Genomic DNA, 22,723 nt, shown 5'->3' with positions numbered 1-22,723 from the left:
CGCGCGTTAGTTAAATTCTAGATATTAATTCTATTGCCTTTAGACAGCGGAAGCACCTGGGCGCAGGCACGGAACTTGGCGAGGTTATGGCGGGCGTCGACAAGCGCATCGTGATTGCCCTTAGGGACAGCCGGCAGGCTGGGACGCCCCGCAAACTCCCAGTACTGCTTCAGCTCGCGGGTATAGCGTGGCATGCGTTTAGGCAGTCCGGCCATATCGCCCCACAGCTGCGCCAAAACCACATGATCATAAGCGCCCACCCACGCCCACAGCTCTATTGGGGTTGAGCTCTGGGTCAGGAACTCGAAGACCTCCGTGCGAATGGTCGCAAGAGGTTTCCATACTGGGTCCCGCAGGCTAGGCAGCTTGGCCAATACATTGTCTTTGACCCAAGAATTGGCCTTGGCCGGATCAAAATCCGTAGACACGGCGTAGTATTCGCTGCCATTCTCACCGACGATGCCGATGGAGACCAATTCAATGGTTTGTCCATCTTCAATAAATTCGGTGTCATAGAAGTAGCGCACGTCTCCCAAGCCTAGCGCCGCCTAGTCTGCGGCGATAAATTGGCCCCTTAAAGAGACGGTTGTACACTTCTGGCGTGAAGAAATCTTTGTGGTTTACTGCTTTGCCCTTGTGCCTCTCTGTCCTCGTGGCCCTCTGGTGGCTCATTGATATTCCGGAGCTTTTCTCCGGCCATTTTTCCACGTATTACCACATTGACCTGGACGTTTACCGCGAAGGCGGGGCCGGCTTTGGCAGCGACCTCTACGCCAAGGACTATCTCGTCGGCAGCAATCGCGATGTCTCTCTTCCCTTCACCTATCCGCCCTTTGCGGCGCTGCTTTTTGCCCCACTGAGCTGGATTCCCCTCACCGCAGCGAGCATCCTCGTATCTGTCGCCTCCTTACTTGCCCTGTGGGTCTGCGTTGCCCTGGTCCTGCGCTCTCTTGGCTGCCCTGGCTGGGCAGGCTGGGCGCTTCTGGCGGCGATGCTTACTGAACCGATTACGGAGACCTTTAGCTTCGGGCAGGTCAACATCCTGCTCACCGCACTTGTAGTAGCGGATATTCTCTGGCTGCGCCCCGGACGCGGCAGGGGCGTGCTTACCGGTATCGCAATGGCAATCAAGCTCACCCCTGCGGTATTCCTTGCCGTATTTTTCGTCCGCCGCGAATGGCGCGCTTTTTTCAGCGCCCTGGGTTCCTTTCTGGCAGCTGGACTCATCGCCTTCGCCTGTAATCCACATAGCTCCATCCAGTACTGGAGCGAAACACTGCGCGATTCCAACCGCATCGGTGGACTTGCCTATAGCTCCAACCAATCTCTGCGCGGTTTGTTTAGCCGCCTAGTCCCCGAACACGCTGAAAAGCTGTGGCTCGTGGCCGTTGTCCTCGTCGTCGCCATCGTGTGGTTTGCCATGGAGCGTCTCTCCCACGGGAACCAGGCGGTACTCATGCTACTGGCCGCTTCAGTATCGCTCCTGTGCTCGCCCGTGTCATGGTCACACCACTTCACCTGGCTAGTATTGGCGGGCGTGCTGCTAGTGGCGCAGCGCCACTGGGCGCTCGGTGCGCTGACATGGCTGGCGCTTTTCGCCCGCGGGCATTGGCTTGTCCCCCATGCCAATGACCAAGAGCTGGACTGGGCATGGTGGCAGCACATCGTGGGCAATGACTACGCCATCGTTACCGCTCTGCTGGTTCTTTGCTCGCTACCATTGGCTCTACGACGGGCCGGCGTTTATCAATCCGCGGCGGAACCAGCGTCCAGCCAAGGATAGGAACCTTCCCGAGCGCCCAAAGCGCTACCGATGCCGCAGCGGAGTAGAAGAAGCACATTCCGATCCAGAACCAGGTATTTTCCAGCGGCCACTGGCCAGCAAGGCTCACCACGTAATCGCGGTGGGCCATGAAGAAGCCGTACCCCAGCGTCATGCCGATTGGGTGGGCCAAGTAAATGGGCAGGGTATGCCGGCCCACGAACTTTACAACAGTGGACAGAGCCGGAATATGGCTAATAAGGACAGCACCAACGATGCCCGCTGGGGTTTCAAGCGTCTGCTCCGCAAAGCGAATCAGTAGGTCTAGATCGCCTCGGCCAAGAAAATCCCCGCCTGGCAGTGGCCACTGCACCGCTACCTCGCCTTCGACGGCATTCCAGGTGTGCCGGATGGTAAGTCCCGCGATGTAGCTAATGATTGCCACACCATATGCCCACATAGAGGCCTTGCGGAAGGTGCCTTTGAAGGGTGCTTCGGCGGCGTCGGCAAACCGCGTAATAGGCCCGCGAAGGTAGGCCGCACCGACGAAGATGGGCAAGAACATGATTGCCTTGCCAATAAAGAAGTAATGATCCTGCCAGGCTATAAGCAGCAACGGCGCAAAGCTCAGACTTATACCCGCCCACGAGGGCAACCTGCGCACGGCCCACAAAAATATATTGAAAAAGATGAGCGCGTGAATGAACCACGCCATGGTATGACCCAACAGGAGGTTATAGAGCAGATCAGAAAGCTGCAGATACGGATCACCAAATACCCAGTGATACTCGATGCGCTTAGTCCACAGCTCAACGGTCATCCACACCGTATAGGGCACGAGGAAGAACCACAGGCGGCGTGTAAAAAGCTCGCTGAATGAATAGCGAAAGATCTTGGTAGAGAAATAGCCGGATACGAGGAAAAACAAGGGCAGGCGAAGGGGATCCAGCCACATGTTTAGGTCAGCCAACCACGTTAGCTCACCTTCCGGAACCACCAGCGTGACGTGCAAGAGCACCACGCCGATAATGGATACGCCTTTAGCGGTATCTGGCCAAGCTAAGCGGGCCTTGGGAATAGTGATTACCTCCCCTTGTATTCAGCGCCGGCGGGGTAACCATGGCCGGCTTTGAGCGAAGCCTTCACATCGGAGGCGTACACATCAACATAAGGCTTATCGCTCAGCTCGGCCAAATTGCGCATCACAAAGTCGGTGAAGGCGCGGATAGTCTCATGCTCGGCCGGATTCATCCCGCGCTCCTTGGCCCACTCATGCGGCCAGATGGGGTCTCCTACCCGCACGCCAACCTTGAAAGGACGGGGAATCCACGAGCCAATGGGATTGGCCTTGCGCGAATTGATCATCGCGATGGGAAATACTGGCTGATTAGTCTCCATGGCGATGCGCGCCATGCCGGTGCGTCCCCTGTACACGCGGCCATCTGGGGAACGAGTTCCTTCCGGATAGATACCGAAGAGATCGCCACGGGACAAAATGCCTTCTGCGGTTTCCACGATGGCGTCGCCAGCGTCCTCGCTATCGCGCTCGATGGGGACCTGGCCTACCGAGGTAAAGAACCACTTTTGCAGGCTACCAACAAGGCCAGGAGTGGTGAAGTATTCTGACTTAGCCGGAAACGTGATCTGGCGCGGGCACACCAAAGGAAAGAAGAAGGAATCCATAACCGCCTGGTGATTCGACACCAAAATCGCAGGGCCCTCAGCGGGGATTTTCTCGATGCCCTCGGTCCACGGGCGATTCCATACTCGCAGGGCGGGTCCGAAGAAGATGTGCTTAAAAGCCCAGTACCACTTGTTTTTCATCGCCAGGTCGTCCTTTGTTAGTTTTAACGGCCGCTGCGGGCCAAATCGGCTACGCCAATCATACCCGCTGCCGACCCTAATTCTGCGGTGGCAACACGTGCGAGGGGGCGATGCCCTGCCCCGACAATGTCCTGTCCCATGGCTTGGGCAGCGCCCTCGAGGTAGAGGTCCGCATCTTGGGATACGCCGCCGCCGAGCACGATGAGCTCCGGATCCAAAACATCAGCAACAATGGATAGGCCCTGGCCCAGCCACCGACTGAAGTCTTCCATCACCGCGACGGCAAGCGGATCTCCACGCCGCGCGGCCTGGGTAATTTCCTTGCCTGTGGGATCAGCCGGCAGCGAGGTCTCATAGCTTCCACGCAGATCAGCGCAGGTATCCGGCAACGCGGTACCGGAGGCATAGCGTTCCAAGCAGCCTCGCTTGCCGCAGGAGCACTGCCGACCATTGGGGACCACCACGATATGCCCAAATTCTGGGGCGGTACCAAACGCACCGCGGTAGATGGTGTCATGCGTCATCAACGTCGCGCCAATTCCTGTTCCTACCGCAAAGAAAACCCAATCCTCTGCTCCGCGGCCAGCTCCAAAGCACCACTCACCCCACGCGGCGGAATTGGCATCATGCTCCAAACGCACGTGCATACCGAGCTTCTGCGAAAGCGATTCTCGGACGTTGGCGTGCCGCCAGGGAAGGTGCGGGGCGAAGCGCACTACCTCACACGTAGGATCCAAAAATCCCGCCAAGGCGAGGCCGACGGCGTCCACCTCATAGTCGGCGCGCAGCTCATCGACGATGCCCACAATGTCCGCTTCCAGCTGCTCGACGTCCATGGAAGTGGGAACCGTGCGGCTCGCGAGGATCTCACCCTCCCGAGTGATCACTCCGCCGCGCACGTTGGTGCCACCGACGTCGAAGCCGATAGTCAGATCGGCGGAGTTCTTCTTAAGCATGCATAACAGAATATACCGACAACCGGGTTAGGGTCACATCAAGACATCAGCTGCCGCAATCGCTGCCCCATTATCCGCCACGTCCAATTCTCTTCCACATGGCGACGCCCCGCCTGCCCCATGTGAAGCCTACGCTGCGGGTCGGCCAAAAGAGCTTTCAACGCTTCAGCTAGTTCCGGCACAGAGGCGCCCTTGACGACGACTCCCGTCTCCCCCGTCACCGTCTCTGGTGCACCACCGGAGTCTCCGGCGACAACTGGCAGGCCGCACGCTTGCGCCTCCAAATAGACGATTCCCAAGCCCTCGACGTCAAGCCCTCCGCCGCGAGTGCGTGCCGGCATGGCAAAAACATCCGCTGCGTGCAATGCAGCCTCAATGCTTTCCGCTTCCTGAATCACTGAGTCTGGACAGTAGATTTCCGCCAATTGTTCTAAAGCCGCGCGGTAGCGTCCGCGCCCAATAAGTAGGAGCTGTGCATCCGGAAATTCTTCACGCACGAGAGGCATAGCGCGTAGAAGCTGATCCTGCCCCTTACGTGGAACGAACCGCGAAATGCAGACGATGGTCGGCCCGCTGACTCCGAACTCTGCCTTTGCCGATGCACGTTGCTCCGGCGTGGCTGGAGAAAGGCCCTCCACACTCACTCCGGAAGGCAGGTGCTCCCAGCACGGGTTCGGTCCAAATGGTCGACGCAACCGACGCAGGGTGTAGTCGGAGATATAGGTAATCACATCAGCATAGTCACCAATGCGGCGCAGGCACTGCCGAGCAACGGGCACCATTGACCACCCCACTTCGTGCCCGTGCGTCGTAGCTACTACACGGGTCGCCCCCGCCTCTTTTGCGGCCTTGCCCATCAAAGCAAGGGGCGCGGCTGCACCAAACCAGACGATGTCAATATTTTCTGTGCGGATGATCTCCTGCATCCGACGAACCGTGGCAGGCGTCGGCAACATCACGCGGCGAGGCCAGCGGATGACCTTATAGTCCACCGCGGCATCGAATTCCGCCGGCGATTCCTGGGTAGAGGCGAAGACCACGACATCGCGCGGATTTAGGGTTGCTACGAAATCGCGCAGGTAAGACTGAATCCCGCCAATCTTGGGCGGGAAGTCATTAGTTACCAGCAGAACGCGGGCCACTTAGTACCGCGCCGTTCCGGTAATCGGCATGGACTTTAGCGGTACCACCTGAACAGGCACGCCATAGGTAGAGGCATGGACTACCTGGCCATTACCGATGTACATGCCCACGTGAGTTACTCCCGGGTAATAGCCCACGATATCGCCCGGCTGTAGGTCTTCCAGTGGTACCGACGTGCCACCGGCAATCTGCGCCTGCGATGTACGCGGAATGGACTTGCCAATCTGCTGATACGCCCAGAACATCAATCCAGAGCAGTCGAACTGATCGGGTCCAGCCGCACCCCAGCCATATGGGGCGCCCAGCTTCGACAAGGCAGCAGAGGCAGCACCGTCAGCTACATCACCCAGATCCATATCCGGCTTATCAGATCCGCCGAATTGGCCTTCCCAGGCCTCGCGCTGCTGTTCATCGAGAGCGTCCACCTGCTTTTCGATGTCCTTTTGCTGCTTTTCCAGCTCCTCCTTTTCCTTGAGAAGCTCCTCGCGCTGCTCTTCCAGCGCCTTCTTTTCCTCACGTACCTTGGTGGCGACGTCGGCAGCCTTATGCTTTTCCTCTTCCGCCGTGGAAGCGGCATTAGCCTTGGCATCGAGGGTGCGCTGGGCCTTGCGGGACAGCGCGCCGAGGTAGCCCATGCGCTCTACGGCATCGGAAGGATCTTCTGCAGCCAAAGCTCCAGACACTGCCGAACGGGAATCACCGCGGTAGCGCGACTGTGCGATGCCATTGACACGGTCCTGCTGGGTGGAAACGTCGCCCTTCGCATCATCCGCACGTGTTTGTGCTTCAGCGGCAGCCTGCTCAGATTCAGCGACCTCAGCCTGCTTTTCCTCGAGCTTGACCTCGAGCTCTTTTACTTCTTCGTTCTTGGCAGAAACCTTGCGCGCGACTTCGCCAACGCGCTCTACCAAGGCGTCTACATCTTCAGTGGCGCCCTCCTGTTGCGGAGCCGCCTCCTGCGCAACAACCTGCGAAATCCCAGAAACCGACGTAACAGCAAGTGCCGCTGCAAGTGCAGCTGCAGGAAGTACTCGTTTAGACACGTAAGGACCCTTAGACTAAGAAAGTTTTAAAAATCGTACTAACTATAGCGGGTTTTACCCCCTGATGCACGACAAAGCCCTCCCCGCGAAGGGGAGGGCAAGATCCGCTGCTTCTTAGAAGCGAACTGCGGAGTGAATCGGCATGTAGTTCAGGTCGCGCTCCTGAACCGGGACGCCGGAGTTAAGGGCGTCGATGATGGTGCCGTGGCCGGTGTAGATACCAACGTGGGAAGCACCACCGTAGTAAGCGATGATGTCACCCGGCTGCAGCTGATCCAGGGATACCGGGGTACCGGCGGCAGCCTGTGCCTGAGAGGTACGCGGGATCTGCTTGCCAGCCTGAGCGTATGCCCAGCTGGTCAGACCGGAGCAGTCGAAAGCGTTCGGGCCAGCGGCGCCGTATACGTACGGAGAACCGATGACGGAGCGGGCTGCTGCCAGTGCCTTCTGGCCAACGGTCTGCTGTGCCGGGGCGGCTTGCTTGTGGCCAGCTGCTGCGTAGTTGGTGTTCTGCTGGTTAGAAACCTGCCCCAGGGACGGAACGTAGCGGTCAATGTTCGGAACCTGGTCAATGTTCGGGACGTTTTCCAGGCCTGCTACCTCAAAGCGGTAGTCGGTATTAGGTACGACGACCTCTGCTGCCTGTGCGACGCCCGGTGCGACGACGGCGGCGGTTGCAGCCAGTGCTGCAGTAGATGCGATGCGACGGGTGTTCTTAATGCCCTGACGACGGTGCTGTGCCATGAGTAAAACTCCAAATCTTCCTGCGCGCCTACTTCCCTCATAGAGGAAGCTCTGACCCTAGGGGACTAGCGTTCGTTGGGAATCCGTTCCTTTAGGATTTCCTCCACTCGGCCCCTCAGTAGGAAGGGCCAGATGCGGCGCTGTAATTCTTCTGTTTAGATTGAGCACCTTTTCGGGCGGTAACTCAATGTCTCGAATAGGTTACGAAATCATCACAAGCAATGTCCATTCGCGACACCAAAATAACGTTTGTTATCGCTTCGTTACCTTCCGTTGACCTTGCCGAGATTTAACCTCCATATGGATGCTAGCACCCGCCAGAATCCACCGCCTCGAGGCCACAAGCTGCACAAATGACAGCGGATGTCGGGCATCCGACCAAGAAGTGCCCTCACTAAGAGTAAGCTTAACAATTAACACTTTTCTAATTTGTGACTTTCAACACTACGACATTTTGACAGTCCCTCCTCCCCCTCGATGTCACTCCTTTAACGCACGTCTAGAGTCTCGCTTTCATCACGACGGCGCCCCGCTTTGCCACCTTTCCTTGCGGTCGTTTTAGCTAAACCGCTTCTTGAAGCCCCAAAGGCACTAAACCGACGAGCGCAGCGTACCTCTAGACAATAAAGCCTTTCGGCATTCACACCCACCTGAGCCCACGCACTAGGCTCCTGAAACAGTAAAGCGCGACAAAACCGCAAACTATCGACAATCCGCGCACCAGAACATGTACTAAACCGGCTGCACAACAAGCTCCAGCAGTTCTTCGGATGCTTCTAGATTCATAAATACTTACAGGCACGCAACAGCTCCCCTTCAACAACTCCTGTAGCAGCCAAAAGGATGAGGACTGGGGCCGGAATCTATCTGTACATACGCAAACCGCCCTTGCTCCTTCAGCAGGAGCAAGGGCGGTTCTGTGAGCGCGTTTCGAGTAATCCTCAGGAAAAGCGGCTAAATGCGGCCGTTTTCCTCGTCCTCACGGCGGTTAGCCTCGTTGAGGCGGCGGAACATCTCCGCTTCCTCGTCGTGGTTATCCGAGTGGATTTCGTGTACTCGGTGCATGAGGGCCGAATCATCAGGGCTGAAGGTGCCCTGGGTCTCGGAATCAGCGAGTCCGAGGTGGTTCAGCTGCTTCGGCACCTGAGCGCCTGCATACTCGAGCGGAACCGGGTGGCCTTCGGCATCAACCGGGCCGAGCGGCTGGTGAACCTCGATGAAGGCACCATTCGGCATCTGCTTAATGACGCCGGTTTCAATACCGTGCTCGAGAACCTCCCGGTCAGAGCGCTGCAAACCAACGCAAATGCGGTAGGTCATGAAGTACGCAATCGGAGGAAGCACGATGAGGCCGATACGACCAACCCAGGTCATAGCGTTCAGCGAAATCTGGAAGAAGTGTGCCACGTGGTCGTTACCACCGGACAGGGTGACCAGCAGGAAGAACACGATGGCAGCAGCGCCGATAGCGGAGCGGGTAGGAACATCGCGCGGACGCTGCAGCAGGTTGTGGTGTGCATCGTCACCGGTGAACTTCTTCTCCAAGAACGGGTACGCCATTAGCAGGACGACCATGAGGCCACACAGCAGAGCTACCCAGAACGCGGAAGGAATGGTGTAGTTGCCGATGTAGAGTTCCCAAGCCGGCATGACACGGGCAACACCGTCAGTCCACAGCATGTAAATATCTGGCTGGGAACCAGCAGAAACTTGGGATGGATTATAAGGTCCAAGCAGCCAGATGGCGTTAATGGTCAGCAGACCAGACATCAGCGCCAGTACGCCAGCCACCATCATGCCCATACCAATGGCCTTGGTGGCGAAGACCGGCATAATGCGGACGCCAACGACGTTGTTCTCCGCACGGCCCGGTCCAGGGAACTGGGTGTGCTTCTGGAACCAAACCATAATCAGGTGGGCTGCAATCAGGCCAAGGATGATGCCCGGAATAACCAGAACGTGCAAGATGTAGAAACGATCCAGCATCAGGTCGGACGGGAAGTCACCGCTAAAGATTGCCCAGTGCAGCCAGGTGCCGATAATCGGCAGACCCAGGATGATGGCGGACATGATTCGCAGACCAACACCGGAAAGCAGGTCATCCGGCAGGGAGTAACCAAGGAAGCCCTCGATCATGCCCAGCAGAATAAGTGCGCAACCGATAATCCAGTTTGCTTCACGCGGACGACGGAACGCGCCGGTGAAGAAGATACGCAGCATGTGCGCAACCATGGACATCATGAACAGCAGAGCTGCCCAGTGGTGCATCTGGCGCACGAACAAGCCACCACGAACTTCAAAAGAGATATCCAGCGCGGTGGCGTATGCGCGGGACATTTCTACACCATTAAGCGGTGCATAGGTGCCGTCGTAAATGACCTTGGTGATGGAAGGGTCGAAGAACAGCGCCAGGTAGATACCGGTCAGTACAAGAATGATGAAGCTGTATAGCGCCATCTCACCAAGCATGAAGGACCAGTGGGTCGGAAAGACCTTGTTCAGCTGAGTCCTCAACACGCCGGCGGCGCTATAGCGCTCATCCATGTTGTTGCCCATTTGGGCGAGTTTATTGCTCATTATGACTTACGCTCCCAGAATGCCGGGCCGACAGGCTCAATGAAGTTGCCCTGTGCAACGAGGTAGCCCTCGTCATCCACCGTGATAGGCAGCTGTGGCAGTGCGCGGGCAGCCGGGCCGAAGACCGGCTTACCGTACTGCAAAGCGTCGAACTGCGACTGGTGGCACGGGCACAGGATTCGGTTGGTCTGAGCCTCATACAGAGAGGTCGGGCAACCGATGTGGGTACAGATCTTGGAGTAGGCGTAGTAATCACCGTGGTGGAAGTCTTCCTGACCTTCGCGCTCGATTGCCTTCTGAGCGTCGTTGTGACGCAGGCGAATCAGCATGACCGCATTGCGGTTGCCGTGAATCGAGTGCATGTGGTGCTCGTAGACATCGCGCTCGGCATCGTACTTGTCGCCATCGTTGACGTCTTCTTCTGCCAGCGGGAAGACGGTTTCCATACCGCCTGCCGCTAGATCCTCTGGACGCACGCGAACCAAGCGGGTTACACCCTTGGTGCTGTAGTGTTCACCAGTTTCACCAGAGTGCTTCTCGGCAATAGTACCGGTGTCGCGGGCGAGGTAAAGCTTGACGCCTTCATTGTGCAGGGTCCAACCGGAAGTCCACAGGGTGCCGTCGCCGGCATAATTCATGTTGTGGCGTACCTTCCAAGGGTTTTTGATTGCGCCGCCGAGCGGAGCAATCACGGTTAGACCAAACAGAACGCCGGCGCCGCCCAGCAGACCCTGAACGGTCTTGCGACGACCCAGAGTCGAGGTCTTCCAAGAGTCGTTCAGTAGAGCGGTCAGGGTACGGCGGTCAACCTCTTCGGACGGACCGTCGTGACGACGCTGAACGGAAATCTCCTCTGGGAGAATCTTCTTAACGTACTGAACAATGGCAATGCCCAAGCCGCAAATTGCGAGGGCAGCAGTAATACCCAGCAGAGGGGTGTAAAGAGTGTGCCAAATGTGGCCCTCCTCCCCTAGCTGCTTGTACTGCCACGGCCAGAACAGGTAAACGCCGAGGAATCCAAGGCCGCCAATGACGGACAGGAACAACCAGATAGCAACGTTACGTCCAGCGCGCTTTTCAGCTGGGTCACCTTCGACTGGGAAGCGCTCCTTACGGAACGCAACGGTGACGTCGTCGAGCTCGGTACCAAGAGCAGCGAGTTCATCGTTACTCATCTTGTCGAGCTCAGCGTTAGTGTAATTCTTCTTCACATTGCTCATGAGCGCGATCCAATCCACATAGCGGCAGCGCAGAGGGCGCTAATGCCGATGATCCACATTGCCAGGCCTTCCGCTACTGGGCCGAGACCACCAAGGTCCCAACCTGCTGGGGAAGGAGTTTCCTTTGCAGACTTGAGGTAGGCAATGATGTCCTTCTTCTCGTCTGCGGTCAGCTGGCGGTCAGAGAACTTAGGCATGTTCTGCGGGCCGGTCAGCATTGCCTGGTAGATTTCCTGCTCACTTGCCGGAGCCAGCTCCGGAGCGAACTTACCGGAAGACAGTGCGCCGCCCTGGCCGGTGAAGTTGTGGCAGGATGCGCAGTTCATGCGGAAGAGCTCGGAGCCCTTCGCTATGTCTTCTGCCTGGATTTCGCCGTTGTAGTTAGCACCACGCAGCGATTCCTGGGCAACGCTTCCGTCGTCGTTGTAGACAATGTCAGCGCCGCCACCGTTAGCTGCAACATATGCAGCCAACGCCAGAGTCTGCTGCTCAGTGTAGCGGGGAGCCTTGCGCTCTGCCTGTGCGTCGTTAGACATCATCGGCATACGGCCGGAGTGCACCTGGAAGTACACGGAACCAGCACCGACACCAACGAGGGACGGACCGCGACCTTCGATGCCCTGCAGATTGGCACCGTGGCAGGTGATACAAGCGGTGTCATAGATGTCCTTACCCTCTTGGACGAGGGCTTGGTCATCTTTTTCCGCCGTGGCGACCTGTGCATCCGGGGTCAAGGCAGAAGCCAAGACGCCCGCACCGGACAGGCCAATCGCCAAAGCGAAGCCACCGGCAAGGGTGCGCTTCGCCTTGCGGCGACGGCGGGTCTTCTTAGCCGCCGCAGTGGTCTGCTCCACTGCCACGGACTGCGAATTGTTATCCATCATTTTCCTTTAGATAACTCGAACACGGGAGGACTGTTTGGGGATCTTGGCCAGTGCTACTGAACCAAGTAAATAACGGTGAAAACGCCGATCCACACAACGTCAACGAAGTGCCAGTAGTAGGACACTGCCATTGCTGCGGTCGCCTGTGCCGGCGTGAACTTGGACTTAGCAACGCGCGCGAGAATGATTGCAAAAGAAATCAGGCCCGCGGTCACGTGCGCAGCGTGGAAGCCGGTGATGATGTAGAACACCGAGCCAAAGACGCTGGCCTGGACAGTCACACCTGCGTGAATCAACTCGGCCCACTCGAACGCCATGATGCCCAAGAACACAACGCCCAGTACCAGCGTCACGGTGTACCAGAGTCGAAGCTTGTAAACGTCACCCCTTTCTGCGGCAAACACGCCGAACTGCGAGGTCACAGAAGAAGAAATCAGCACTGCCGTAATGAGGAAACCCATGGGCAGGTTGATATGGGCGGTGTGCTCCGCCCAATCGCCTTCCTGACCGTTTGCTCGCGAGGTAAACCACATCGCGAACAGTCCGGCAAAGAACATCAATTCCTGAGACAGGAACACGATGGTGCCCACGCTGACCATATTGGGTCGGTTCAGCGAGGCAGCACGTGGTGCTGTCATACCTTGGTTAGAAACTACGCTCGTCACAGTGGCTATTATGGCTGTTCTGAGCGCTAAAGTCACCTCGATTCCCCCCGCTTTCTCTATTCGTTTTTGATGCTTCATCCAGCGAACGTTCAGCTCGTGAGGGCCAAAAACAATATTCCTCCAAACGGGAACTTTTTACCCCGCTTTCCGACGCCCCATTGATGCAGGTGACACCACCAGCTGGGCCCTACCCTGAAATTCCTAAGCACCCCAGACGCCTGCGGCCCACACTTGTCGATGCGCCAATTAGCGCACCCGATCCCAGCCATCCAGAGAGATAAATCACATTCCACGGGCCCCCTAAACGCCCAGCTTTACAACTTTCGAACGACCCCCGCTAAAATCGGCTTCTACGTGCCAGAATGCAGAAGAAGACTAGTCGACAATACGTCACACAGTCAGGTGTCACTCCCCCACCGGCAAAACTTTTCAGAAATCTCGGGAACTTTATGACGCGACAGACGACGCTGGATCGCCAAAGCCCTCCTAGCCATGATGGCTAGGAGGGCGGAGAAGTTTTAGGCAGGGATTCCTTTACATCGAGGAATTAGTGTTTTTCCTTCGGTAGGCCGTACTGCAGGGACAGGCCGGTGCAGGCCGCGATGAGGCAGACAGCGCCGAGGGCAATCAGCCAGAAGTAGAGGAAAATGATTCCCAAGCCGAGGAGGCCAATGGCGCCAGTCATAGCCAGCGGCCAGATGGAGCCTGGGGAGAAGAAACCAAGGATACCAGCGGCATCTTCAGTTTCTGCCTCTTCCCAATCTTCTGGCAGGACGTCACTGCGGTCATCAGTGAAGTGAAGGTAAGCACCCAGCATCATGCACAGCAGGAAGGCGAGGAACATGCCCACGATGCCAACCCACTCGGCACCGTAGAGGTAGCCGTCGTCCTTAACGAAGGTGACGCCGAAGATATAGACAATCAGCGAGACAAGAAGGTACGTCGCGATTGAGTAAAAGACTTTCGATGTTGCACGCATTGTGTTGTGTCCTTATCTCTTATGCCGCGGTGTTTACGTAGTTGTCGCCCTTAGCGGTGTCACGCTCGCCGGAGAACGGGTGGGTGGTTACCGCGTATGGGTCCTGGCCGATTTCTTCCAGAGCTTCCGCGTTGGTGGCTTCTGGGTTGTCCTCGCGGAACTTCAGGTAGGTGTTGAAGTCCTCCGGAGAGACAACGCGGATTTCAAAGTTCATCATCGAGTGGTAAGTACCGCACATCTCAGCACAACGGCCAACGAATGCGCCCTGCTTCTCAATCTTTTCCACCTGGAAGCTACGCTCCTGAGCGTTTGCCTCTGGGTGCGCATAGACGTCGCGCTTGAACAAGAACTCCGGTACCCAGAATGCGTGTGACACGTCGCCGGAAGCGAGTCGGAACTCAATCGCAGTATCGGAAGGAAGAACCAGAACCGGAACCTCTTCGGTGGTACCGACGGTCTCAATCTTGTTGTAGTTCAGGTAGGAAAGGTCGCCCATGGACTTGCCGTGGATTGGGTTCGGGTTGTCCACACCCTCAGGGTCGTGAGCAGTCTTCTCTGCCTCAGCCTGACGCTCCTTGTCGGCACCGTCGTAGTTCTCACCATTGACATGGTTCTCGGCGTAACCAAACTTCCAGTTCCACTGGAACGCGGTGACGTCAACGACAACCTTCGGATCCTTATCCAAGGCAGTGACCTTCTGCTGAGTCTGAACGGTGAAGAAGAACAGGCCCATAATGATGAGGATCGGGACGATGGTCAGAACCATCTCCAGCGGAACGTTGTACTGGATCTGGCGCGGGAACTCGCCCTTGCCATCTTTCTTCGCCTTCTTCGCGCTCCAGCGGAAGATTGCGGTGAGGAACAGGCCCCACATAATAAAACCAACGATCCATGCGGCAACCCAGACCCAAATCCAGAAGTTGTACATGGCCTCTGCCTCAGGAGTAATACCCTTCGGCCAACCGAATCCAAGGAGGTTCTCTACAGCAGTTGGTGCCTGAACGTCACAACCTGCCAGAGCGAGTCCACCCAGGGCAAGTGCGCCAGCTACGCCCGCCTTGCGGGCAAAGGTGCGCTTATTACGCTGTCCCACGTGTGTTCTGCCTTTCTGTCCACACAAAACTTCTCGAATACTCACAGAGCACTCTTACCCAATCAGAATAGAGGATAATTGCCAGATTCCCAGCCTGTTTAAAGGCACAAAAGGGCACCTAGTGTGCTCATTTCATATTCTCCTTCTGGTAGGTTACCGCCCCACCTGCACAATGTTCCAACCGCACCCCCAGTATCCATAGGCTTCGTGTGCGCCAATTCACAGGATTCTCGTGGAGCCATCATCCGAAAGTTCGCACCCCTATCGGGGAAGCTAATTCCAAGGCAGTCGGCAGGTTTCCTTAAGCCGTGGCGTGTTCTGGTTTCACGCTCTCTAGCCGTAAAGTGGGTGACTAGCAATAGACGCTTATATATAAGGAGCAATCTTTACATGTGCGGACTTCTTGGCATGCTCGCCGCCACAGGCAACGTAGATAAGTACGTTGATGCGCTGGAACGATCCCTGCCCTGCATGCGCCACCGCGGTCCAGACGCCGCCGGCACGTGGCATGACGGCGATGCCGCCTTCGGCTTCAATCGTCTGTCCATTATTGACTTGGAGCATTCCCATCAGCCCCTCCGCTGGGGCCCGAAGGACCAGCCTGACCGCTACGCCATGACCTTTAATGGTGAAATCTACAACTACGTAGAGCTACGCGAGGAGCTCACCGGTCTCGGCTACACCTTCCACACCGAGGGTGATGGCGAGCCCATTGTGGTGGGCTACCACCACTGGGGCAAGGATGTGGTTAACCACCTGCGCGGCATGTTTGGCATCGTCATCTGGGATACTCACACCAAGACGATGTTTGCTGCTCGTGACCAATTTGGCATCAAGCCGCTGTATTACGCCACTACCGAGGCGGGCACTGTCTTCGCTTCCGAGATGAAGTGCATCCTTGAAATGGCAGACGAGATTGGTCTAGAACTCAACCTTGACCGACGCGCCATTGAACACTATGTGGACCTGCAGTATGTCCCGGAGCCAGAATCTCTCCACGCGAATATTCGCCGTGTTGAATCCGGCTGCACTGTCACTCTTCGCCCGGGCGAAGATGTCGTCTCCGAGCGGTACTTCAAGCCCCGTTTCCCTGTGCAGCAGGTAAAGCAAGGCGAAGAGCAGCAGCTGTTTAACCGCATTGCAGAGGCGCTCGAAGATTCCGTCGCTAAGCACATGCGTGCCGACGTCACCGTGGGTTCCTTCCTATCTGGCGGCATTGACTCCACCGCTATTGCCACACTGGCCAAGCGCCACAACCCAGATCTACTGACCTTTACCACCGGCTTCGAGCGCGAGGGATATTCTGAGGTCGATGTCGCGGCAGAGTCTGCGGAAGCTATTGGTGTGGAGCACATCGTCAAGATTGTATCCCCTGAAGAATATGCCGAGTCCATCCCGAAGATCATGTGGTACCTGGACAATCCGGTGGCCGATCCCTCGCTGGTACCGCTCTACTTTGTGGCGCAGGAGGCCCGCAAACACGTCAAGGTAGTTCTCTCCGGCGAGGGCGCAGACGAGCTCTTTGGCGGCTACACCATTTACAAGGAACCACTGTCCCTCGCCCCATTTGAGAAGATTCCGTCCCCACTGCGTCGCGGTCTGGGCAAGCTCTCCCAGGTTCTACCGGAGGGCATGAAGGGCAAGTCACTGCTTAATCGCGGCTCGATGACGATGGAAGAGCGCTACTACGGCAACGCTCGTTCCTTCGACTTTGAGCAGATGCAGCGCGTTATCCCGTGGGCAAAGCGAGAATGGGACCACCGCGAGGTTACCGCCCCCATCTACGCCCAGTCCGAGGACTTTGATCCGGTTGCCCGCATGCAGCACTTGGATCTATTCACTTGGATGCGCGGTGACATCCTGGTCAAGGCCGATAAGATCAATATGGCCAACTCGCTGGAGCTGCGCGTGCCCTTCTTGGACAAGGAAGTCTTCAAGGTTGCCGAATCCATCCCTTATGACCTGAAGATTTCGCACGGCACCACCAAGTACGCCCTGCGCAAGGCCATGGAGCAGATCGTCCCGGCGCATGTTCTGCATCGCAAGAAGCTGGGCTTCCCAGTGCCGATGCGCCACTGGCTGGCCGGCGATGAGCTTTATGGCTGGGCCCAGGACACCATCAATGAATCCCAGACCGAGGACATCTTTAATAAGAAGGAAGTTCTCGAGATGCTCAAGGAGCACCGCGATGGCGTTTCTGATCACTCCCGCCGCTTGTGGACCGTGCTGTCCTTTATGATCTGGCACGGCATCTTTGTGGAAAAGCGCATCGATCCGCAGATCGAGCAGCGCGACTACCCAGTCAAGCTCTAAGAGCCTTCCACGCAGAAAAGAGGGTGGGTGCCAGTGGCACCCACCCTCTTTTCTGTCCTTCTATTTAGTTGAAGGAATCGCCACAAGCGCAAGAGCCGGTGGCATTCGGGTTATCAATGGTGAATCCCTGGGACTCGATGGTGTCAGCGAAGTCAATCTTGGCACCGGTCAGGTAGGGAACGGACATCTTGTCCACAACGAGGTTTACGCCGCCTACCTGATCAACCTTGTCACCGTCCAAGGTGCGGTCATCAAAGTAGAGCTGGTAGCGCAGGCCAGCGCAGCCACCAGGCTGGACGGCAATGCGCAGAGAGAGATCGTCGCGGCCTTCCTGATCAAGCAGCGCCTTTGCCTTTGCGGCTGCTGCTTCAGTCAGAATGACGCCGGTTGCGGAAGCTGGAGCGGTCATCACTTCTCCTCAATAAGTATTGGATTCGTTGCCACTACCCTACCCGGTTAGTTCAGGTGGGAAAAGGTAGCCCATACCTACAACACCATCTGGGCCGGGCCTATTCCCCTATTCACACCTAAACCTTGTAGTGTGAGGAACGTGAAACTCCCGTGGCAAAAAGATGACAAGACCTCCACTGAGCCTGCTCCTGTACAGGACAAAGCTCAGGCAGAAGTTCAGGAAGTGCCCCAGCGCAAGGGCTACACCCCACCGAAGGGTCGTCCTACGCCAAAGCGCGCAGAGCAAGAGATTGCGCGCGGCGTAAAGCGCGATCCAAACGGCATGTCCGAAGCACAGCGCTACCAGCATCGCAAGGACATGAAGAAGTCCATGAGCAAGGACGAGTGGAAGGAATATAAGAAGAAGGAGCGCCAAGAGCGCCAGCAGGCCAACCGCGAGCAGCAGGCCCGCATGGCAGAGGGCGATCCGCGCTTCCTCCCCGCCCGCGACCAGGGTGAAGTGCGCGCCTATGTGCGCGATTGGGTGGATGCCCGCCGCAGCCTGAGCAACTGGGTCATGCCGATGGCCCTGGTGCTCATCGTGGTCATGTTCTTGACCTACGCGGTACCCAGCATTGCAACAATCATCAACGCGGTAGCGATGGTTATCCTCGTTATCTTCGCCATCGAGGGCGTCATTTTGGCCCGCCGCTGCAATAATGCCGTGCGCGCCAAGTTCCCCGGCACGACCGAAGCCGGCTTTAGCCTTGGTTTTTATGCGTATTCTCGCGCCAGCCAGCCGCGCAAGTGGCGCATCCCGCGCCCCCGCGTGGAGCTCGGCGCTGACGTTTAAGGGGACTACTCATGGCCATTCCGCAGCCCGATAAGCAGGCACATACCGCACAGGACGCACAGCTCGCCCCTTGGGGGCGCCTGACCGACGCCGCTCAATGGCTGGCTGCTTGCCAAGGCGCGGCACCTGCCCATGAGCCGCGGCGCGTGCGGGCCGTGATTTTCGCGGATCAAGAGACCTCGCTTTCGGCCGCTGAGACCGCTGCGCGTCGCGCCGAGGCCGGGCTGAATGTAGTCACCGTGACGGATTATTCCCAGGCCTACAGCCTTGGAGCCGCAACAGCGGATGCGGAAATTGATGCCGGGGCTGACCTACTGATTCCCGGCGGCGAAGAGCTCGCCCGAGTACCGGCCGTGGTAATGGCAACTATGACACAGACGGAGCCGGTAGTGATCGTCGGCAAGCAGCGCAGCGTGGAAGGCTGGAAGCGCGAGGTCTGCGCTATCCGGGACGCTATGTTTCGCGCCCGTAACCTCGAAGGCATGGAGCTGGTTGAATCATGCCAGTCCACGGTGCTAGCAGCCACGGTGGGGTTCCTTGCCCGAGCCGCGGAGCGCCGTACGCCCCTGCTTATCGATGCCCCCTTGACCGCCACCGCCGCGCTCCTTGCCGAGCGCGATAACCCCGGCGTGAAAGAATGGCTTTTCGCCACCACGCTGTCCACTGCCCCTGCGCATAAGTTGGCACTGGAAAAGCTGGGGCTCCACCCCCTGCTTGAACTGGGAATGGAGCCACAACCTGCGCTAGGCGCGCTCGCGGCGCTGCCACTGCTGCTGACCGGAGTGGAGATCGCTGCAGACGCCTAACCGGGGACTACTTCACTAGGGTATGGAGCCAACCGTGGGTATCCTCCACTGCGCCGCGCTGGATACCGGTGAGGCGCTCGCGCAGGGCCATGGTGATCTCCCCCGCTTCATTGCCATTGACATGGAAGTCGGCAGAGTCTCCCAACACGTGACCCACCGGCGTAATAACCGCGGCAGTGCCACAAGCAAAGGCCTCTGACATAGCGCCGGATTCGGCATCGCGCTGCCACTCTTCGGCAGTAATGCGGCGCTCGGTGACCTTGTAGCCCACATCCTGTGCTACCTGCAATAGGGATTCGCGGGTAATGCCGGGCAGCAAAGAGCCCGATAGTTCTGGTGTAACAATCTCCGCGCTATCACCAGAGCCATACACAAACATCAGGTTCATTCCGCCCATCTCCTCGATGTAGCGGCGCTCAATAGCATCCAACCAGACAACCTGGTCACACCCCTTTTCATCCGCCTGGGCCTGCGCCAAGAGCGAGCCTGCATAGTTGCCCGCAAACTTGGCCGCGCCGGTGCCGCCAGGGGCTGCGCGCACGTAGTCAGTGGATAGCCACACCGAAACCGGCTTGATTCCGCCGCTGAAGTAGGAACCCGCTGGGGAGGCAATGAGCACGTAGCGGTAGGAATTGGCGGGGTGAACGCCCAAGGAGACCTCGGTGGAGATCATAAACGGGCGCAGGTACAGCGCTGCTTCCCCGCCGGCTTCTGGTACCCAGTTCTGATCCACCTCAACCAATTGGCGCAGGGACTCAATAAACTCCTCCTGCGGAAGCTCCGGCATAGCCAATCGCTCAGCGGAGTTAATAAAGCGCTGCGCATTGTGGTCCGGCCGGAAAGTAGCGATAGAACCATCCGGCTGGCGGTAGGCCTTGATACCCTCAAAGATCGCCTGGCCATAATGGAATACGTTGCTGGCCGGGTCCATACTCATCGGACCGTACGGGCACACCTGAGCATTGTGCCACCCCTTTTCTTCGGTCCAGTCAATGGTTACCATGTGGTCTGTAAAGTGCTTGCCAAAGCCGGGGTAGGCGAGGATGTCGCTCAATTCTTCCGCGGACGTGGGGTTATCGGTACGAGTAATCGTGTAATCAAGCATGCCCACAATCTACCCCTTTATCTATAGCGAGGCAGGAATAAGTTCATCGCCGCGCGGTACAGTGGTGGGAAGATTGATAAGCCTTTCCACAAAGGAGGAGACAAATGGCACAGTCCGATCTACCAGCACGCGGCCACTTTCCCCAGGTAAAGCTGGGAAAGAAGGTTCCTAAGAAGGCGGAAGCTCTACTTATCGCCGCTTTCGAGGGCGAAGGCGGCCTCGAGCTGCCAGGCACCGATCTGCTTGGGGGCGCGGCGCTGCGCTCCACTTATGAAGCACTGGTGGCCGTAGGGGCCTCTGGCAAGGCCGGTGAGGTCACGCGCGTGCCGGCCCCATCCAAGGCGGGCGTAGCATCCATCATCGCCGTTGGCTTGGGCGATGCGGAAGAAGTTGACGATGAGACGCTGCGCCGCGCTGCCGGCCAAGCCGCCCGCTCTATCACCAAGGTGGGGGCCGTAGCCACCTCCCTGGGCGATTTTGGAATCACCCCAGTGGTAGAAGGCCTTATCCTCGGCGGCTATAAGTATTCTGGCCTGCGCTCCGAGTCGGCCGCGGAGACCACCACTTACACCGTGGTGGCGGAGAAGTCCGCTCAAAAGGAGTTCGACAGCGCCAAGATTACCGCCGAGTCCGTCCTCATCGCCCGCGACCTCGTCAATACCCCTTCCAATCTGCTCTATCCAGAAACCTACGCCGCGTTCCTGTCTGCCCAAGCGGCAGAGGCCGGCCTTGAGGTAGAGGTCTTGGATGAAAAGGCGCTGGAAAAGCAGGGCTTTGGTGGCATCATGGCCGTCGGCCGCGGATCCGCCCGCCCGCCGCGCTTGGTCCGCTTGAGCTGGAAGCCAAAGAAAGCCAAGCGACACGTCGCTTTGGTGGGCAAGGGCATTACCTTTGATACCGGCGGAATTTCCCTGAAGCCGGGCGCCAAGATGTGGGACATGATTTCTGACATGGGCGGTTCCGCTGCAATGGCCGCAGCCATCATCGCCGCAGCAAAGCTGAACCTGAAGGTGGGCATCACCGCTACCCTGCCACTGGCGGAAAACATGCCGGGCAGCGATGCTACCCGCCCGGGTGACGTCATCACCCACTACGGCGGCATTACCTCCGAGGTTCTCAACACTGACGCGGAGGGCCGCCTCGTGCTTGCCGACGCCATTGCGCGCGCCAGCGAGGACAACCCCGATTACCTCATCGAAACCGCTACCTTGACCGGCGCCCAGATGGTCGCCTTGGGTGAGCGCACCGCCGGTGTAATGGGCTCGGAAGAATTCCGCGATCGCATGGCCGAGATCGGCCGCGAGGTGGGCGAGAAGGCTTGGGCCATGCCGCTCCTGGAAGAACACGAAGAATCAGTGAAATCCGCCAGCGCCGATATCCGCAATATCAACGCCAAGCGTGAGGGCGGCATGGAATACGCCGGCACCTACCTCCAGCACTTCGTGGGCGAGGGAATCGAATGGGCCCATATCGATGTGGCTGGCCCTTCCTTCAACACCACGGGCGCTTATGGATACACCCCGAAGATGGGCACCGGCGTGCCCACCCGCACGGTGGTTGCCGCTCTGCGCGAGATTGCTGAATTAAAGTAGCACCACAACAGGCTTTGTGCGTTTAGAATCCTAGAAGCATGAAGCCTGCTCTAATCATCGTTGACGTACAACATGACTTCTGCCCCGGCGGCGCCTTAGGCACCGAGCGGGGCAATGAGGTCGCTGCAAAAATCGCTACCCTGCAACGGGACTACGAAACCGTCGTAGCCACGCAGGATTGGCATATCGATCCGGGTTCTCACTTTTCTAAGGACCCGGATTTTGTCGATTCTTGGCCAGTGCACTGCGTAGCCGACTCCCACGGGGCGGCCATGCATGAGGCCATCGGGCCGGCGCAAGCCTACTTCCGCAAGGGCGAATATACCGCCGCCTATTCCGGATTCGAGGGCGCTGCGAACGGCACCTTGCTCGCTGACTGGTTGCGCGAGCGCCACATAGACGCCGTGGATATCGTGGGCATTGCCACCGATCACTGCGTGCGTGCCACGGCCGCCGACGCCCTTAAAGAGGGCTTTACCGTCCGCGTACTGCGTGAGTATTGCTCCCCCGTTGATGATGCCCGTGGCGAGACTGCGTTGCAGGAATTGGCAGCTGCCGGCGCCACCATCTGCTAAACACATGAAAACGCCTACGGCCCTCGAACCGAATCTGGTCCGAGGGCCGCTGGCGTCTCTCTACAAGGTGTTTCCATCTATCGGCTAAAGCAGCCGCCCTCTGGAAACGGGAGGGGTTCTCTCTATCTCTCTCGCATGCGCTCTCTCAAACGCATGAATTAAGTATGGAATACCGATATTGGATATGGATGGAAAGATC

The 22,723-nt window shown here is 57.8% G+C and carries 21 protein-coding genes; 6 read left to right on the top strand and 15 right to left on the bottom strand.

Going from position 1 to position 22,723, the window contains the following annotated elements:
- Positions 1 to 17: 17 nt before the first annotated feature.
- Positions 18 to 527 carry a polyadenylate-specific 3'-exoribonuclease AS gene (locus QP909_RS00520; protein WP_284765922.1) on the bottom strand — a complete coding sequence of 170 codons (510 nt, stop codon included), beginning with the start codon at positions 525 to 527 and terminating at the stop codon, positions 18 to 20.
- A gap of 74 nt (positions 528 to 601) precedes the next feature.
- Between QP909_RS00520 and QP909_RS00515 the strand changes: the two genes are divergently transcribed.
- Positions 602 to 1,783, top strand: coding sequence for a glycosyltransferase 87 family protein (locus QP909_RS00515; protein ID WP_284765752.1), 1,182 nt, complete (start codon positions 602 to 604; stop codon positions 1,781 to 1,783).
- Here QP909_RS00515 and QP909_RS00510 read toward each other — a convergent pair.
- The 12 genes from QP909_RS00510 to ctaC all read right to left on the bottom strand — a co-directional run bounded on the left by QP909_RS00510 (position 1,689) and on the right by ctaC (position 14,890).
- On the bottom strand, positions 1,689 to 2,783 hold the full coding sequence (locus tag QP909_RS00510; RefSeq protein ID WP_284765751.1) for an acyltransferase family protein: 1,095 nt from the start codon (positions 2,781 to 2,783) through the stop codon (positions 1,689 to 1,691). The genes QP909_RS00515 and QP909_RS00510 overlap by 95 nt on opposite strands.
- 62 nt (positions 2,784 to 2,845) lie before the next feature.
- Positions 2,846 to 3,586: a lysophospholipid acyltransferase family protein gene (locus QP909_RS00505; RefSeq protein ID WP_284765750.1), complete on the bottom strand. Its 741-nt coding sequence runs from the start codon at positions 3,584 to 3,586 to the stop codon at positions 2,846 to 2,848.
- A 23-nt stretch (positions 3,587 to 3,609) separates the two neighbouring features.
- The gene (locus tag QP909_RS00500) at positions 3,610 to 4,542 is read right to left on the bottom strand and encodes an ROK family protein (protein WP_225746707.1); all 933 of its coding nucleotides are present in this window, start codon (positions 4,540 to 4,542) and stop codon (positions 3,610 to 3,612) included.
- Positions 4,543 to 4,580: 38 nt separating this feature from the next.
- Positions 4,581 to 5,684 (bottom strand): glycosyltransferase family 4 protein, encoded by a 1,104-nt coding sequence (locus QP909_RS00495; RefSeq protein ID WP_284765749.1) that lies wholly within the window; start codon positions 5,682 to 5,684, stop codon positions 4,581 to 4,583.
- Complete coding sequence (locus QP909_RS00490; RefSeq protein WP_284765748.1) at positions 5,685 to 6,728, bottom strand: C40 family peptidase; 1,044 nt, start codon at positions 6,726 to 6,728, stop codon at positions 5,685 to 5,687.
- A 114-nt stretch (positions 6,729 to 6,842) separates the two neighbouring features.
- Positions 6,843 to 7,472, bottom strand: a complete 630-nt coding sequence (locus tag QP909_RS00485; RefSeq protein ID WP_284765747.1) for a C40 family peptidase — start codon at positions 7,470 to 7,472, stop codon at positions 6,843 to 6,845.
- Between the two features lie 954 nt (positions 7,473 to 8,426).
- A complete protein-coding gene (gene qcrB, locus QP909_RS00480) occupies positions 8,427 to 10,049 on the bottom strand; it encodes a cytochrome bc1 complex cytochrome b subunit (protein ID WP_284765746.1) in 1,623 nt (540 codons plus the stop codon).
- Positions 10,049 to 11,269, bottom strand: coding sequence for a cytochrome bc1 complex Rieske iron-sulfur subunit (qcrA, locus tag QP909_RS00475; RefSeq protein WP_198491715.1), 1,221 nt, complete (start codon positions 11,267 to 11,269; stop codon positions 10,049 to 10,051). Before qcrA ends, qcrB begins: the two co-directional genes overlap by 1 nt.
- Positions 11,266 to 12,153 carry a cytochrome bc1 complex diheme cytochrome c subunit gene (gene qcrC, locus QP909_RS00470; RefSeq protein WP_225746703.1) on the bottom strand — a complete coding sequence of 296 codons (888 nt, stop codon included), beginning with the start codon at positions 12,151 to 12,153 and terminating at the stop codon, positions 11,266 to 11,268. The genes qcrA and qcrC overlap by 4 nt, the downstream gene beginning before the upstream one ends.
- 53 nt (positions 12,154 to 12,206) lie before the next feature.
- Positions 12,207 to 12,818, bottom strand: a complete 612-nt coding sequence (gene ctaE, locus QP909_RS00465) for an aa3-type cytochrome oxidase subunit III (protein ID WP_448341695.1) — start codon at positions 12,816 to 12,818, stop codon at positions 12,207 to 12,209.
- A gap of 547 nt (positions 12,819 to 13,365) precedes the next feature.
- Entirely contained in the window at positions 13,366 to 13,797 is a 432-nt protein-coding gene (ctaF, locus tag QP909_RS00460; RefSeq protein ID WP_005328946.1) for an aa3-type cytochrome oxidase subunit IV, read from the bottom strand.
- A gap of 19 nt (positions 13,798 to 13,816) precedes the next feature.
- The gene (gene ctaC / locus QP909_RS00455; RefSeq protein ID WP_005324460.1) at positions 13,817 to 14,890 is read right to left on the bottom strand and encodes an aa3-type cytochrome oxidase subunit II; all 1,074 of its coding nucleotides are present in this window, start codon (positions 14,888 to 14,890) and stop codon (positions 13,817 to 13,819) included.
- Positions 14,891 to 15,280: 390 nt separating this feature from the next.
- Between ctaC and asnB the strand changes: the two genes are divergently transcribed.
- Positions 15,281 to 17,203 carry an asparagine synthase (glutamine-hydrolyzing) gene (gene asnB / locus QP909_RS00450; RefSeq protein ID WP_284765745.1) on the top strand — a complete coding sequence of 641 codons (1,923 nt, stop codon included), beginning with the start codon at positions 15,281 to 15,283 and terminating at the stop codon, positions 17,201 to 17,203.
- Between the two features lie 64 nt (positions 17,204 to 17,267).
- Here the strand turns inward: asnB and QP909_RS00445 are convergent, their stop codons facing one another.
- On the bottom strand, positions 17,268 to 17,612 hold the full coding sequence (locus QP909_RS00445; protein WP_005324455.1) for a HesB/IscA family protein: 345 nt from the start codon (positions 17,610 to 17,612) through the stop codon (positions 17,268 to 17,270).
- A gap of 141 nt (positions 17,613 to 17,753) precedes the next feature.
- On the opposite strand from QP909_RS00445, the gene QP909_RS00440 reads away from it, so the two are divergent.
- Complete coding sequence (locus QP909_RS00440; protein ID WP_284765744.1) at positions 17,754 to 18,446, top strand: DUF3043 domain-containing protein; 693 nt, start codon at positions 17,754 to 17,756, stop codon at positions 18,444 to 18,446.
- An 11-nt stretch (positions 18,447 to 18,457) separates the two neighbouring features.
- Positions 18,458 to 19,252 (top strand): nicotinate-nucleotide--dimethylbenzimidazole phosphoribosyltransferase, encoded by a 795-nt coding sequence (locus QP909_RS00435; protein WP_284765743.1) that lies wholly within the window; start codon positions 18,458 to 18,460, stop codon positions 19,250 to 19,252.
- Between the two features lie 7 nt (positions 19,253 to 19,259).
- Here QP909_RS00435 and QP909_RS00430 read toward each other — a convergent pair whose 3' ends face one another.
- On the bottom strand, positions 19,260 to 20,357 hold the full coding sequence (locus QP909_RS00430) for a branched-chain amino acid aminotransferase (protein WP_502868548.1): 1,098 nt from the start codon (positions 20,355 to 20,357) through the stop codon (positions 19,260 to 19,262).
- A 104-nt stretch (positions 20,358 to 20,461) separates the two neighbouring features.
- On the opposite strand from QP909_RS00430, the gene QP909_RS00425 reads away from it, so the two are divergent.
- Together QP909_RS00425 and QP909_RS00420 are read left to right on the top strand one after the other, a co-directional pair.
- Positions 20,462 to 21,949 (top strand): leucyl aminopeptidase, encoded by a 1,488-nt coding sequence (locus tag QP909_RS00425; RefSeq protein ID WP_284765741.1) that lies wholly within the window; start codon positions 20,462 to 20,464, stop codon positions 21,947 to 21,949.
- Positions 21,950 to 21,987: 38 nt separating this feature from the next.
- A complete protein-coding gene (locus QP909_RS00420) occupies positions 21,988 to 22,524 on the top strand; it encodes an isochorismatase family protein (protein ID WP_284765740.1) in 537 nt (178 codons plus the stop codon).
- Positions 22,525 to 22,723: the final 199 nt, after the last annotated feature.

This window comes from Corynebacterium sp. MSK195 (assembly GCF_030228885.1).
GTDB lineage: Bacteria > Actinomycetota > Actinomycetes > Mycobacteriales > Mycobacteriaceae > Corynebacterium.
This window is presented reverse-complemented; position numbering and strand designations above follow the sequence as displayed.

Coding starts and splice junctions, on each gene's coding strand:
- QP909_RS00485 (WP_284765747.1), bottom strand. CDS start 7,472: ATGGCACAGCACCGTCGTCAGGGCATTAAGAACACCCGTCGCATCGCA.
- QP909_RS00505 (WP_284765750.1), bottom strand. CDS start 3,586: ATGAAAAACAAGTGGTACTGGGCTTTTAAGCACATCTTCTTCGGACCC.
- ctaF (WP_005328946.1), bottom strand. CDS start 13,797: ATGCGTGCAACATCGAAAGTCTTTTACTCAATCGCGACGTACCTTCTT.
- QP909_RS00500 (WP_225746707.1), bottom strand. CDS start 4,542: ATGCTTAAGAAGAACTCCGCCGATCTGACTATCGGCTTCGACGTCGGT.
- qcrB (WP_284765746.1), bottom strand. CDS start 10,049: ATGAGCAATAAACTCGCCCAAATGGGCAACAACATGGATGAGCGCTAT.
- QP909_RS00425 (WP_284765741.1), top strand. CDS start 20,462: ATGGCACAGTCCGATCTACCAGCACGCGGCCACTTTCCCCAGGTAAAG.
- QP909_RS00420 (WP_284765740.1), top strand. CDS start 21,988: ATGAAGCCTGCTCTAATCATCGTTGACGTACAACATGACTTCTGCCCC.
- qcrC (WP_225746703.1), bottom strand. CDS start 12,153: ATGATGGATAACAATTCGCAGTCCGTGGCAGTGGAGCAGACCACTGCG.
- qcrA (WP_198491715.1), bottom strand. CDS start 11,269: ATGAGCAATGTGAAGAAGAATTACACTAACGCTGAGCTCGACAAGATG.
- QP909_RS00435 (WP_284765743.1), top strand. CDS start 18,458: ATGGCCATTCCGCAGCCCGATAAGCAGGCACATACCGCACAGGACGCA.
- asnB (WP_284765745.1), top strand. CDS start 15,281: ATGTGCGGACTTCTTGGCATGCTCGCCGCCACAGGCAACGTAGATAAG.
- QP909_RS00430 (WP_502868548.1), bottom strand. CDS start 20,357: ATGCTTGATTACACGATTACTCGTACCGATAACCCCACGTCCGCGGAA.
- QP909_RS00445 (WP_005324455.1), bottom strand. CDS start 17,612: ATGACCGCTCCAGCTTCCGCAACCGGCGTCATTCTGACTGAAGCAGCA.